At 68.6% G+C, this 12,570-nt stretch carries 11 protein-coding genes and 2 pseudogenes; 4 read left to right on the top strand and 9 right to left on the bottom strand.

Translation table 11 applies throughout. The annotated features are described in order from the left end of the window. The first annotated feature begins 8 nt into the window (after positions 1 to 8). Positions 9 to 209 carry a hypothetical protein gene (locus x551_RS26850; protein ID WP_036247559.1) on the top strand — a complete coding sequence of 67 codons (201 nt, stop codon included), beginning with the start codon at positions 9 to 11 and terminating at the stop codon, positions 207 to 209. A gap of 21 nt (positions 210 to 230) precedes the next feature. Further along, the gene (locus x551_RS26845) at positions 231 to 461 is read left to right on the top strand and encodes a hypothetical protein (RefSeq protein WP_036247556.1); all 231 of its coding nucleotides are present in this window, start codon (positions 231 to 233) and stop codon (positions 459 to 461) included. 28 nt (positions 462 to 489) lie between these two features. Here x551_RS26845 and ruvX read toward each other — a convergent pair whose 3' ends face one another. After that, positions 490 to 900: a Holliday junction resolvase RuvX gene (gene ruvX / locus x551_RS03480; RefSeq protein ID WP_036230702.1), complete on the bottom strand. Its 411-nt coding sequence runs from the start codon at positions 898 to 900 to the stop codon at positions 490 to 492. After that, positions 893 to 1,495, bottom strand: a complete 603-nt coding sequence (locus x551_RS03475) for a YqgE/AlgH family protein (protein WP_011828305.1) — start codon at positions 1,493 to 1,495, stop codon at positions 893 to 895. Before x551_RS03475 ends, ruvX begins: the two co-directional genes overlap by 8 nt. A 34-nt stretch (positions 1,496 to 1,529) precedes the next feature. Here x551_RS03475 and x551_RS03470 point away from each other — a divergent pair, with 34 nt between their 5' ends. After that, positions 1,530 to 3,188 carry a deoxyribodipyrimidine photo-lyase gene (locus x551_RS03470; protein ID WP_253950289.1) on the top strand — a complete coding sequence of 553 codons (1,659 nt, stop codon included), beginning with the start codon at positions 1,530 to 1,532 and terminating at the stop codon, positions 3,186 to 3,188. A 782-nt stretch (positions 3,189 to 3,970) separates the two neighbouring features. Here the strand turns inward: x551_RS03470 and x551_RS03460 are convergent. The 7 genes and pseudogenes from x551_RS03460 to x551_RS03430 form a co-directional block, all read right to left on the bottom strand. Beyond that, positions 3,971 to 5,056, bottom strand: coding sequence for a GGDEF domain-containing protein (locus x551_RS03460; protein WP_011828302.1), 1,086 nt, complete (start codon positions 5,054 to 5,056; stop codon positions 3,971 to 3,973). Between the two features lie 108 nt (positions 5,057 to 5,164). Next, the gene (urtE, locus tag x551_RS03455) at positions 5,165 to 5,857 is read right to left on the bottom strand and encodes an urea ABC transporter ATP-binding subunit UrtE (RefSeq protein WP_036230728.1); all 693 of its coding nucleotides are present in this window, start codon (positions 5,855 to 5,857) and stop codon (positions 5,165 to 5,167) included. A gap of 7 nt (positions 5,858 to 5,864) precedes the next feature. Continuing rightward, positions 5,865 to 6,748 (bottom strand): annotated as a pseudogene (urtD, locus tag x551_RS03450) (urea ABC transporter ATP-binding protein UrtD). Continuing rightward, complete coding sequence (gene urtC / locus x551_RS03445) at positions 6,745 to 7,881, bottom strand: urea ABC transporter permease subunit UrtC (protein WP_011828299.1); 1,137 nt, start codon at positions 7,879 to 7,881, stop codon at positions 6,745 to 6,747. Before urtC ends, urtD begins: the two are co-directional and overlap by 4 nt. Further along, positions 7,878 to 9,403, bottom strand: a pseudogene (gene urtB / locus x551_RS03440) (urea ABC transporter permease subunit UrtB). The gene urtC and the pseudogene urtB overlap by 4 nt, the downstream one beginning before the upstream one ends. A 224-nt stretch (positions 9,404 to 9,627) precedes the next feature. Next, positions 9,628 to 10,905, bottom strand: a complete 1,278-nt coding sequence (urtA, locus tag x551_RS03435; RefSeq protein ID WP_011828297.1) for an urea ABC transporter substrate-binding protein — start codon at positions 10,903 to 10,905, stop codon at positions 9,628 to 9,630. Positions 10,906 to 11,034: 129 nt separating this feature from the next. Continuing rightward, complete coding sequence (locus x551_RS03430; RefSeq protein ID WP_051495597.1) at positions 11,035 to 11,328, bottom strand: phage integrase N-terminal SAM-like domain-containing protein; 294 nt, start codon at positions 11,326 to 11,328, stop codon at positions 11,035 to 11,037. A 303-nt stretch (positions 11,329 to 11,631) separates the two neighbouring features. On the opposite strand from x551_RS03430, the gene x551_RS24030 reads away from it, so the two are divergent. Then, positions 11,632 to 12,456, top strand: a complete 825-nt coding sequence (locus x551_RS24030) for a toll/interleukin-1 receptor domain-containing protein (RefSeq protein WP_197028743.1) — start codon at positions 11,632 to 11,634, stop codon at positions 12,454 to 12,456. The last annotated feature ends 114 nt before the right edge of the window (positions 12,457 to 12,570 follow it).

Here is a 12,570-nt window from a genome sequence, read left to right as displayed (position 1 = left end):
CTTTCGAGTTGGAGTGTGAAGCCGCCGGCCTCGTCGCGCACCAGCGCGAGCCGCTGGTGGCGCGGCACCACACGCGGGCGGCCGACACGGCGGGCTCGATCGGCAGTTCGCGCCCGCCGCGGTCGACCAGCACCGCGAGGCCGACGCTGGCCGGGCGGCCGAAGTCGAACAGTTCGTTGATCACCGCGCGCACCGTGCGGCCGGTGTAGAGCACGTCGTCGATCAGCAGGATGTGGCGGCCCTCGATCTCGAACGGCAGCGCCGTCGCGTCGGTGGTGGCGCTCATGCCGCGCGAGCCGAAGTCGTCTCGGTGCAGCGCGCTCGAGATCACGCCGTGGCGGCCGGCCAGTCCCAGGTCACGCTGCAGCCGCTCGGCCAGCCAGGCGCCGCCCGACCAGATGCCGACCAGCACGGTCTCGGGCTTGAGCAGCGGCCTCACCCGCGCCAGCAGATCGGCGTAGAGCGCTTCCGCGTCGAGGTGCAGGGTCGTCATGCGTGCTCCCGGAAATACTGTTCGAGCAGGATCGCCGCGGCGGCGGCATCGGCGTCGCGCGCCCCGTCGGACAGGGCCTCGGTGGTGGACCAGCGCTCGTCGACCTCGTGCACCGGCAGCCGGAAGCGGCCGTGCAGCTGGCGGGCGAAACGCTGCGCGCGCCGGGTATTGTCGTGCGGCGCGCCGTCGGGGTGGAACGGCACGCCGACCACCAGCGCGGCCGGCTGCCATTCGGCGATCAGCTTCGCGATGGCGTCGAAGCGCGCGTCGCCCTCGGCCGCCACGGTGCGCAGCGGCTGGGCGCTGCGCGTCAGCGTGTTGCCGGTGGCCACCCCGGTGCGCTTGAGGCCGAAATCGAAAGCGAGCAGGGTCTGCAGGGGCTGCGGGGCGCCGGCCGGCTCAGGCATGGCCCGCTTCGCTGCTCAACATGCGCGGGTCGATGCCCAGCAGCGACAGCGCCTTGTCGTAGCGCTGCTCGGTCGGCGTCTCGAAGATCACCTCGGGCTTCGCGTCGACGGTGATCCAGCCGTTGCGGGCGATCTCGTCCTCCAGCTGGCCGGCGCTCCAGCCGGCATAGCCCAGCGTGACCAGCACGCGCTTCGGGCCGGCACCGTTGGCCAGGGCCTCGAGCACGTCCTTGCTGGTGGTCATGGCCATGCCGCCGGGGATGCGCAGCGAGGAGGTGTAGGTGGCGCCATCGGCGTCGATGTCGGCCGCGTCGTCCTCGCCGCGCTCGTGCAGCACGAAGCCGCGCTCGGTCTGCACCGGCCCGCCGAGGTAGACCGGCTGCTCCGCCAGCTCCTCGCGGTCGAGCGGCAGGTCGACCTTCTCGAACAGGCGGCCCAGCTTGATGTCGCTGGGCTTGTTGATCACCAGGCCGAGCGCGCCGCGCTCGGTGTGCTCGCACAGGTAGACCACCGAGCCGGCGAAGTTGTCGTCGGCCATGCCGGGCATGGCGATCAGGAACTGATTCGTCAGGTTGGTGGCGGAGTCCGAGCCCATGCGGCGATTGTAGTGACCGGGCACACTCCGGCGCATGGACAAGGCCTCCGGAAAAACACTCGACGCCGCGCTGGTGTGGTGCCGCCGGGACCTGCGCGCCCACGACCATGCCGCGCTCTACCATGCGCTGCGCGCTGCGCGGCGGGTCTGGGTGGCGTTCGTGTTCGACACCGAGATCCTGGACCCGCTGCCGCGCACCGACCGCCGCGTCGAGTTCATCCGCGACAGCCTGGTCGACCTCGATGCGCAGCTGCACACCCTGGGCCGCAGCCACGGCACCGAGGGCGTCGGGCTGATCGTGCGTCACGGCCGCGCGCGCGACGAAATCCCGCGACTGGCCGCCGCACTGCACGTGCAGGCGGTCTACGCGAACACCGACTACGAGCCCGCCGCCGTGGCGCGCGACGCCCAGGTGCGCGGCGCGCTCGCCCAGACCGGGATCGCCTTCCACCCGGCCAAGGACCAGGTGGTGTTCGACACCGACGAGGTGCTGACCGCCGCCGGCACGCCCTATGGCGTGTTCACGCCCTACAAGAACGCCTGGCTGAAGAAGCTGGAGCCCTTCTACCTGCAGGCCTACCCGGTGGGCCGCCATGCCGGCGCGCTGGCGCCGCGCCCGGCGGGTGAGGCCGCGGGCGTGCCCACGCTGGCCGCCATCGGCTTCGAACCCACCAACCTGGCGGCGCTGAAGCTCGCCCCCGGTACCGCCGGCGGCCGCGCGCTGCTGGAGGACTTCAGCGACGAGCGCATCGATCGCTACGACCAGACGCGCGACTTCCCCGCCGTCAAGGGCCCCAGCTACCTGAGCGTGCACCTGCGCTTCGGCACGCTGTCGATCCGCGAGCTGGCGCGGCTGGCCTGGGACCGCGCGCGCGCCGGCTCGCGCGGCGCCGAGGTCTGGCTGTCGGAACTGATCTGGCGCGACTTCTACCACCAGGTGCTGCACCACCACCCACAGGTCGTCGAGCGCAGCTTCAAGCCCGAATACGACAAGATCAAGTGGGAGCATGGCAAGCATGCCGACGCGCTGTTCGCCGCCTGGTGCGAGGGCCGCACCGGCTACCCGCTGGTCGACGCGGCCATGCTCCAGATCAACCAGACCGGCTACATGCACAACCGGCTGCGCATGGTGGTGGCGAGCTTCCTGTGCAAGGACCTGGGGCTGGACTGGCGCCGCGGCGAGCGCTATTTCGCCGAGAAGCTGAACGACTACGACCTCGCCGCCAACAACGGCGGCTGGCAGTGGGCCAGCTCCAGCGGCTGCGACGCCCAGCCCTACTTCCGCATCTTCAACCCGGTGAGCCAGAGCCAGAAATTCGACGCCCAGGGCAAGTTCATCCGCCGCTACCTGCCGCAGCTCGCCGCCCTGCCCGACGCCGCGCTGCACGCCCCGTGGGACGCCAAGCCGCTCGACCTGGTCGCCGCCGGCCTGGTGCTCGGCCGCGACTACCCCGAGCCCATCGTGCGCCATGAGCTGGCGCGCGAACGCACGCTGGCGCGCTATGCGGTGGTGAAGGGGCGCGCTGAGGCAGAGGCGACGCGGGAGGGCCCGCGCGCCCGAGGTCCGTCAGCGCACGCCGAGGAACACCGTGCCGGCCGAGCGGTCGGCGGATGTCAGGGCCACCACCAGCTGCTGCGCGGTGCCGATGATCGCGATCCCGCTGGCCGTCGCGTTGGCGAGGATGCAGGGTGACGGACCGAAGGTGACCGACACGGCGTAGAGGTTCTTGCCGCTGGGATGCGGCGCCGCGTTCCCGGTGATGCTGCAGCCGCTCAGCGAGGCGGTGATCGCGCCGCCGGCGCCCACCGTCACGCTGCCGCTGCTGCCGTCGAGCGAGTCGCCGTTCCATGTGCCGACGATCGTGCCCAGGCTCGCGGCGGCGTGGTAGTCGAAATCGGAAGCCGCCACCGGCGTCAGCGTCAGGTTGGTGGCCGCCGCCCCGCTCGGGCTGACCGTGCCGGACACGACGCCCGACACCTTCATCGAGCCCGAGAAGCCGGTCGTCCTGACCACGCCGTTCAGGAAGTCGTACTGGCGCAGATCGGTCGCGCTCACCGTCGCGCCGGAGCGGCTCACGGTCCCCTGCGTCAGCGTGTCGACGTAGAGCGTGCCGCCCGACTCGAAGCCGCTGAGGCCCCAGAACGTGCGGTCCTCCAGGATCAGCGCCTCACCGCGGGCGCCGGTGCTGCTGGCGAGCTCGTAGCCCCCTTCCAGCGGCGTTGCATCCGTGGCCGGAGCGTCCTGCGGGTCATCACCCCCCGCCCCCCGCCCCCACAACCGGCCAGCCCCACCACCAGCGTCAGCGCAGCAATCCGATGCCTCATTTGTCGTCCTCCCCAGGTTTTCGAGTCGGCGCATTCTGTCGGCGCCAGGGGGTCGGGCGTGACTGTCCCGTCTGTCGTTCAGGGGGGTTGCTGGCCCGCAGGTTTTCGCTTACGGCAGCGAAGCGCTGCCGTGCCGGCGTGGTACCGGCGTCAGAACAGCTCGATCTCGCCGACCTTGCCGCCCGCCTCGACCAGCGTGCCTCCCTCGACCAGCTGGTCGTGGCACTGCAGCTGGTTACGGCCGTTCTGCTTGGCGTGGTAGACCGCCAGGTCGGCGCGCGAGAAGGCCGCGCTGGGGGTGTCGTCGGCGCGCAGTTCGGTCATGCCGATGCTGACCGTGACGCTGCCGACCTGCGGGAAGCGGCAGGTCTCCATGCGCGCGCGGAAGCGCTCGAAGGCGAGCGCCGCGTGCACGCGCGAATCGGCGTGCAGCATCACGACGAACTCCTCGCCGCCGAAGCGGTAGAGCCGGTCGCCATGCCGGAAGGCGCCGCGCAGGATGCGCGCCATCAGCAGCAGCACCTCGTCGCCGATCAGGTGACCGAAGTTGTCGTTCACGCGCTTGAAGTGGTCGACGTCGACCACGCCGATCCAGTAGCGCAGCGACGCGCGGGCGCGCCGTTCGGGCTGCTGCCCGCCGTCGGCCGACGGCGACAGCGGCGCCAGCGGCCCCGGGCCGTCGCACTCGAGCAGGCACTTGCCGAACTGTTCGTCGAAGGTCTTGCGGTTCAGCAGACCGGTCAGCGTGTCGCGCTCGCTGTAGTCGAGCAGGCCGACCTGGTTGCGGTAGATCTTCAGCACGGCATCGACGAAGCGCAGCTGTTCGGCGTCGAGCGGCTTCTCGGCGAGCACCTCGACCAGACCGAAGCGTTCGGTGCCAACCCACAGCGGGAACACATTCAGGAGCACCGGCCGGCCCCTCGGGCCGGGTCGGCTGGTGGGCAGCGCCAGCAGCGGTTCGCCGCCGGCCAGCGCGTCGCGGTGCGGTAGCCAGTCGTCCAGCGACGGCAGCGCCTCCAGCGGGGTCCACGGCGGATCGCCCGCCACCGCCGGCGGGCCGTCGCGGGCGCACGCCTGCAGCAGCAGCCGCGTGTCGCCGGCCTCGCCCACACAGCGGTACAGGCTCAGGCTCAGCGGTCGCAGCCAGTCGGCCAGCATCGTGACCGCGGCTGCGTCGAGCAGGTCGCGGTCACGGTAGCCGGTGAGGCTGACGACGGATCCGAGCAGGTCTGTCATGGCGTGTGGATAGGGCTTGATCGGCTATCGGCCTGCCCGCCGCACGCTTGAGAACCGCCGCGCCGGGCGCGCGCAGTATGCACGCCCCGGCGGCGCGGGGCAGCGCGCTCAGATCGACATGCGCTGGCGCACGCCGTCGGTTTCCATGTCGGCGCCTCGGCCGCGCAGCACGATCTCGCCGCGCTCCATCACCAGGTACTGGTCGGCCAGTTCGGCGGCGAAGTCGTAGTACTGCTCCACCAGGATGATCGCCATGTCGCCGCGATCGGCCAGCTTGCGGATCACGCGGCCGATGTCCTTGATGACGCTGGGCTGGATGCCCTCGGTCGGCTCGTCCAGGATCAGCAGCTTGGGGCCGGCCGCCAGCGCGCGGGCGATCGCCAGCTGCTGCTGCTGCCCGCCCGACAGATCACCGCCGCGCCGTCCGAGCATCTGCTTGAGCACCGGGAACAGCTCGTAGAGCTCGGCCGGGATCGGTGTGCTGCCGGGCTTGCTGGCCAGGCCCATGCGCAGGTTGTCCTCGACCGTCAGGCGGCCGAAGATCTCGCGGCCCTGCGGCACGTAGCCGATGCCGCGGCGCACGCGCTCGTAGGGCGTGAGGCGCTGCACCTCGGCGCCGTCGAGCCGGATGCTGCCGGACTTGATGCTCACCAGCCCGACCAGGCTCTTCAGCAGCGTGGTCTTGCCCACGCCGTTGCGGCCCAGCACGACCGTCACCTCGCCGGCCTTCGCCTCGAAATCCAGCCCGCGCAGGATGTGCGAACCGCCGTAGTACTGGTTGACGCCTTCGACCTTCAGCATGGTGTGTTCAGCGGCCAAGATAGACCTCCACCACCTTGTCGTTCGCCTGCACCTGCGCGAGCGAGCCCTCGGCCAGCACGCTGCCCTCGTGCAGCACCGTCACCTTCTTGGCCGGGTCGTCGCGGGTGAGCTCGTCGATGAACTTCATGTCGTGCTCCACCACCACCAGCGAGTGCGCGCCCTGCAGCGACACGAAGAGCTGCGCGGTGCGCTCGGTCTCCTCGTCGGTCATGCCGGCCACCGGCTCGTCGAGCAGCAACAGCTTGGGGTCCTGCATCAGCAGCATGCCGATCTCCAGCCACTGCTTCTGGCCGTGCGACAGCAGCCCGGCCAGGCGCTGCGCCTCGCCCTTCAGGTGGATGAGCGTGAGGATCTCGCCGATGCGGTCGAGCTGCGCGCCCGACAGCCGGGCGAACACCGCCGCGCGCGGCCGGCGGTCGGCCTTCAGCGCGAGCTCCAGGTTCTCGAACACCGTGAGCTGCTCGAACACGCTGGGCTTCTGGAACTTGCGGCCGATGCCGATGCTCGCCACCTGGCTCTCGCGCAGGCGCAGCAGGTCGATGGTGGAGCCGAAGAAGGCGCTGCCGGCGTCGGGCCGCGTCTTGCCGGTGATCACGTCCATCATGGTCGTCTTGCCGGCGCCGTTGGGGCCGATGATGCAACGCAGCTCGCCGGCGGCGATGTTCAGCGACAGCTTGTTCAGCGCGCGGAAGCCGTCGAAGCTGACGGTGATGTCCTCCAGGTACAGGATGCCGCCGTGCGCGGTGTCCAGCGTGCCCGGTTCGACCACACGGCTGTAGCTCGCCGCCCGGCCGCCCGACTTGCCGGCCTCGGGCTTCGCGGCCATGCGCTCGCGGGTGCGGGCGCCGGCTCCATCAGCTCGGGCGTCATGCGCGCTTCTCCTTGCTGCCGCGGCCCAGCAGCCGCTTCACGCCGCCGACGATGCCGTCCGGCAGGAACAGCGTGACGGCGATGAACAGCGCGCCCAGGAAGTACAGCCAGAACTCGGGGAAGACCTGCGTGAACCAGCTCTTCGCGAAGTTGACGAAGAAGGCGCCGACGATCGGGCCGATCAGCGTGGCCCGGCCGCCCACCGCGGCCCAGATCGCGATCTCGATGCTGGCGGCCGGCGACATCTCGCCGGGGTTGATGATGCCCACCTGCGGCACGTACAGCGCCCCGGCGATGCCGCACATCACCGCCGACAGCGTCCAGATCGCGAGCTTGTAGTTCAGCGGCTCGTAGCCGCAGAACATGACGCGGTTCTCGGCGTCGCGGATGGCCTGCAGCACCCGGCCGAACTTGGTGTGGATGAGCCAGCGCGCCAGCAGGAAGAAGCCGATCAGCGTGAGCCCGGTCAGCACGAACAGCACCATGCGCGTGGACGGCTGCGCGATCGGGATGGAGAGGATGCGCTTGAAGTCGGTGAAGCCGTTGTTGCCGCCGAAGCCGGTTTCGTTGCGGAAGAACAGCAGCATCGCGGCGAAGGTGAGCGCCTGCGTGATGATCGAGAAGTACACGCCCTTGATGCGCGAGCGGAACGCGAAGAAGCCGAACACGAAGGCCAGCAGGCCCGGCACCGCGACGATCAGGAACAGCGTGGCCACGAAGGAGTCGCTGAAGCTCCAGTGCCAGGGCAGCTCCTTCCAGTCGAGGAAGACCATGAAATCGGGCAGGTCCGACTGGTAGTTGCCGTCGCGGCCGATCTGGCGCATGAGGTACATGCCCATCGCGTAGCCGCCGAGCGCGAAGAACAGGCCGTGGCCGAGCGACAGGATGCCGGTGTAGCCCCAGATCAGGTCCATGGCCAGCGCACAGATCGCGTAGCACATGATCTTGCCGATCAGCGCCACCGCGTAGTCGCTCAGGTGGAAGGCGCTGCCGGCCGGCACCACGAGGTTCAGCACCGGCACCAGCACGGTCACGGTGATCACCGCGGCCAGCAGCGCCGTCCAGGCCTTGCCCTGCAGCAGGCGGCTGCGCGGCGGTGCCACGGGCAGAGGAGGCGTCAGCACGGCGCTCATGCCTCTCTCCCCTTCAATGCGAACAGCCCCTGCGGCCGCTTCTGGATGAACACCACGATGAACACCAGCACGATGATCTTCGCCAGCACCGCACCGGCCCAGCCTTCGAGGAACTTGTTGATCACGCCCAGCCCCAGTGCCGCGTACACGGTGCCGGCGAGCTGGCCCACGCCGCCCAGCACCACCACCATGAAGGAGTCGACGATGTAGCCCTGCCCGAGGTCGGGTCCCACGTTGCCGACCTGGCTGACCGCACAGCCCGCCAGCCCCGCCACGCCGGCCCCGAGCGCGAACGCCAGCGTGTCGACGCGCGCGGTGTTGACGCCCATGCACGAGGCCATGGGGCGGTTCTGGGTGACGCTGCGCACGAACAGCCCCAGCCGCGTCTTCGCGATCAGGAAGGCGATGCCGCCCAGCACGATGGCCGCGAACACCACGATGGCGATGCGGTTCCACGGCAGCACCAGGTTGCTCATGATCTGCACGCCGCCCGACAGCCAGGCCGGGTTCTCCACCGGCACGTTCTGTGCGCCGAACAGCGAGCGCACGCCCTGCATCAGCACCAGGCTGATGCCCCAGGTGGCGAGCAGCGTCTCCAGCGGCCGGCCGTAGAGGAAGCGGATGACGCCACGCTCCAGCACCGCGCCCACCGCCGCCGCGGTGAGGAAGGACAGCGGGATGGCCGCGACGATGTACCAGTCGAAGTGGTCCGGCAGCCAGGCGCGGAAGGCGTTCTGCGTGAGGTAGGTGGCGTAGGCGCCGATCATGATGAGCTCGCCGTGCGCCATGTTGATGACGCCCATCAGCCGTAGGTGATGGCCAGGCCCAGCGCCGCCAGCAGCAGGATGGAACCCAGGCTGATGCCGGTGAACACGACGCCGGCGCGTTCGCCCCAGGCCAGCATGGAATTGACGCCGTCGAGCGAGGCCTGCAGCGCGGCGCGCACCGCGGGGTCGGCCTCGCCGCCCTCGGCCGCCGGCTTCAGGCGCTCGAGCAGCAGGCTGCGGGTGGCCGGCGTGGTGCTGCTGGCCAGGGCCTGCGCGGCCTGCAGGCGCTTGGCCGGGTCGGTGGAGGCGATCAGGCCCTTGGCGCGCAGCGTCTCCAGCTCGGCCTTGAGTGCGGGGTCGGCCTCCTTGGCCAGCGCCTGCTCGATGAGCGGCAGCTTGGCCTCGTCCATCGCCTCGCGCAGCGAGCCGATGGCGGCGCGGCGTTGCGTGAGGTCGCCGGTGATGAGCTGCAGCGCGGCCAGCGCGGCCTGCAGCTCGCCACGCATGCGGTTGTTGTTGACCGCGTCTTCCGCGGTCTCGGGGGGCGTGGCCGGCTGGCCGGTGGCGGCGTCGACGGCCGAGCCGTCGGCCGCGACGATGTAGGCGCGCTGGTCGTCGACCTTCACCTCGCCGTCCAGCAGCGCCTGCACCAGCACCGGCACGCGCGGGTCGAGCGCGGCGATGGCCTGCTGCAGGGCGGCGACGCGGGTGTCGGTGTCGCCGGCCGAGATGGCGAGCGCCTGCGCGGGCGTCATGGCACGCGCGGGAGCCGCAGCCAGCCCCAGCAGCCCGGCGGCGCACAGGCTCAGCAGGAAAGCACGCAAGGCATTCAATTCGTCGTCACCGTGGAGAGTAGGAAGCCATGAGAAGAAGAAAAAGAAGGCTGCGCGCCGGCAGGACCGGCGGCGACCGGGTGGACAGTCCGATCGCCGCCGGCCCGGCCGGCGCGCGCCAACATCGAGAGCCGGCTGCCCGTGACTTACTTCTTCTCCGGCACGTTCTTCTTGCCCTTGTTCTCGGCGATGTAGTCGCTCCACGGATCGGCGACCACCGGGCCCGGCGTCTTCCAGACCACGTTGAACTGGCCGTCGGCCTTGACCTCGCCGATGAACACCGGCTTGTGCAGGTGGTGGTTTTCCTTGTCCATGGTGCTGGTGAAGCCGCCCGGCGCCTTGAAGGTCTGGCCCGCCATGGCGGCGATGACCTTGTCGGTGTCGGTCGACTTGGCCTTCTCGACCGCCTGCGCCCACATGTGGATGCCGATGTAGGTGGCCTCCATCGGGTCGTTGGTCAGCGGCTTGTCCTTGTGGCCCGGGATGCCCTTGGCCTTGGCGTAGTCGCTCCACTGCTTGATGAACGCGGCGTTGGTCGGGTTCTTGATCGACATGAAGTAGTTCCACGCCGCCAAGTGGCCCACCAGCGGCTTGGTGTCGACACCGCGGAGCTCTTCCTCACCCACCGAGAACGCCACCACCGGCACGTCGGTCGCCTTCAGGCCCTGGTTGCCCAGTTCCTTGTAGAAGGGCACGTTGGAGTCGCCGTTGATGGTGGACACCACCGCGGTCTTCTTGCCTTCCGACGAGAACTTCTTGATCTTGGCGATGATGGTCTGGTAATCGGAGTGGCCGAAGGGGGTGTACTCCTCCATGATGTCGGCCTCGGCGACACCCTTGCTCTTGAGGAAGGCGCGCAGGATCTTGTTGGTGGTGCGCGGGTAGACATAGTCGGTGCCCAGCAGCACGAAGCGCTTGGCCGAGCCACCGTCCTTGCTCATCAGGTATTCCACCGCGGGGATGGCCTGCTGGTTGGGCGCGGCACCGGTGTAGAACACGTTCTTGGACAGTTCCTCACCCTCGTACTGCACCGGGTAGAACAGCAGCGAGTTGGTTTCCTCGAACACCGGCAGCACCGACTTGCGGCTCACCGACGTCCAGCAACCGAACACCACGGCCACCTTGTCCTGGCTGATCAGCTGCTTGGCCTTCTCGGCGAACAGCGGCCAGTTGGAGGCCGGGTCCACCACCACCGGCTCGAGCTTCTTGCCCATGACGCCGCCCTTGGCGTTGATCTCGTCGATGGTCATGAGCACCGTGTCCTTGAGCACGGTTTCCGAGATGGCCATGGTGCCCGACAGCGAGTGCAGCACGCCGACCTTGATGGTGTCGGCCGCGAAGGCGCTGGGCACGAAGGCGCCGGCAGCGGCCAGCGCCACGGCGGAAAGCGAGGCCGCAAAGGCGCGGCGGGTGGTGTGGGACATGGGGTGTTTCCTCCTCGGGGGATCGGTTGAGTTCACGGACCGCTGCAGGTTAGGCAGAACCCCCGGGCGGCGGAATACGCAAGGTGGCGTAGAGACACCGGTCGGCGGCGGCGGACCGGAGCCGGCGGGTCAGCGCGTGCGGTGGAACGGCATCAGCAGTTCGCGCGCCTCGCGCTGCGTGAGCACCACCGGCGGACGGCGCGAGGCCTTGGCGGCCACCACCTCGGCGAGCCAGGGCAGATCGACCGTGCCCAGCACCTCCTTGTAGAGGAACAGCAAGGGCGCCTTGGCCTGGTTCTGCGTGGCCGAGGACACGCCACGCTCCAGCGCCAGATGGCTGAGAAACGCTTCGATCGCCAGCGCCCCCATGTCGCGCGGATGGCGCTTGCCGTGGAACAGGATGTAGCGACGCACCCATTCCACTTAGGTGCGCTCGGTGCGCAAGGCGTAGTGCTTGACTCGAATGTGCTCGCGGAGCTGGTCGAGCAGGCGGGGCGGCGGCGCGAGTGGCGTCGTCGTCGTCGATTCAGCGGGCGCCGCGGGCTCCGGATCGCGAACAGGCATCCAGGAAATTTAGGCCGCCTAACGCCCGCGCCCATCGGACAGAAAGGGACTCTCTGCAGGGCGTCGCGCTGGCCGTGACTCCTACGCAGGGGTTGCGTTAGATCAACAGCGCCGGTACGGTCACGCATGTCTAAGTCTAGTTAGACCTCAGAGCCCAAACAGATGACTTCTCCCGCGCCCAAAGTCTTCGTCTCCTATTCTCACGACAGCGAGGTGCACAAGGACTGGGTTTTGGCGCTGGCCACGCGCCTCGTCGCAAACGGAGTTGATGTTGTCCTCGATCAGTGGGATCTACGCCTCGGAGGTGACCTGCCGCATTTCATGGAGCAAGGCCTATCCGCGGCACACCGGGTTCTTGCTGTTTGTACCGAGTCATACGTCGGCAAGGCGAATGCCGGTCGAGGAGGAGTCGGCTACGAGAAGATGATCCTTACCGCTCAGCTTATGCAAGACGTCACTTCAGACCGAATCATTCCAGTGATTCGCGCGAATTCACTTGTACGGCCGGTCCCTACATTCCTGTCGTCGCGCGTGTTTATTGACTTTCGAGACGATCTCGCCTTTGAAGCCAAATACGCTGAGCTAATCAGAGACATCCACGGACAGGAAGTGAAGCCACGCCCGCCACTCGGACGGAATCCTTTTGCAGCGGAGATTGCAGTTACGGCGCCGATCGTCTCCTTTGGGTCAGAGCGCTATGTTTCGCCTGCAACTTCTGGCACTGTTGCCTTCGACTACTCAAACAACAACGGAAGATTCACATTTGGAGCCGGCGACATGGCCTTTGAAACTGCTTGGTCGCGCGCAGGTGCCAATTCGATCCACGCTTACACAGATCCCCCAAGCATTCGGAGTGTCGCAATAGCAGTGGGGCCACCGCCATCGCTCAGATTCAAGACGCAACGCAATACGATCCATCGTCAAGAGTTCGCACACCACACGCCGGGGAGATCTTGGTGTGGCAAAACACAGCCGGCTACTTCCTAGCTACGAAAGTACTTTCGGTTCAAGTGCGTGGCACGGGAAACGCCCTCGATCAAGTGAACCTGGAATACAAGATCGCACCCACAAAGACGGCGAAGTTCGCGCAATGACGTCTAA

Origin of the sequence: Methylibium sp. T29, assembly GCF_000576205.1 — a bacterium.
GTDB lineage: Bacteria > Pseudomonadota > Gammaproteobacteria > Burkholderiales > Burkholderiaceae_C > Methylibium > Methylibium petroleiphilum.
The sequence above is the reverse complement of the archived record's forward strand: the minus strand, read 5'-3'. Positions and strand labels throughout refer to the sequence as shown.

Bases quoted from the DNA above. Each gene is read 5' to 3' on its own strand.
- x551_RS03475 (WP_011828305.1), bottom strand. From the start codon at position 1,495: ATGGGCTCGGACTCCGCCACCAACCTGACGAATCAGTTCCTGATCGCC.
- urtC (WP_011828299.1), bottom strand. From the start codon at position 7,881: ATGAGCGCCGTGCTGACGCCTCCTCTGCCCGTGGCACCGCCGCGCAGC.
- urtE (WP_036230728.1), bottom strand. From the start codon at position 5,857: ATGCTGAAGGTCGAAGGCGTCAACCAGTACTACGGCGGTTCGCACATC.
- x551_RS03460 (WP_011828302.1), bottom strand. From the start codon at position 5,056: ATGACAGACCTGCTCGGATCCGTCGTCAGCCTCACCGGCTACCGTGAC.
- ruvX (WP_036230702.1), bottom strand. From the start codon at position 900: ATGCCTGAGCCGGCCGGCGCCCCGCAGCCCCTGCAGACCCTGCTCGCT.
- x551_RS24030 (WP_197028743.1), top strand. From the start codon at position 11,632: ATGACTTCTCCCGCGCCCAAAGTCTTCGTCTCCTATTCTCACGACAGC.
- x551_RS03470 (WP_253950289.1), top strand. From the start codon at position 1,530: ATGGACAAGGCCTCCGGAAAAACACTCGACGCCGCGCTGGTGTGGTGC.
- x551_RS26845 (WP_036247556.1), top strand. From the start codon at position 231: ATGTGGCGGCCCTCGATCTCGAACGGCAGCGCCGTCGCGTCGGTGGTG.
- urtA (WP_011828297.1), bottom strand. From the start codon at position 10,905: ATGTCCCACACCACCCGCCGCGCCTTTGCGGCCTCGCTTTCCGCCGTG.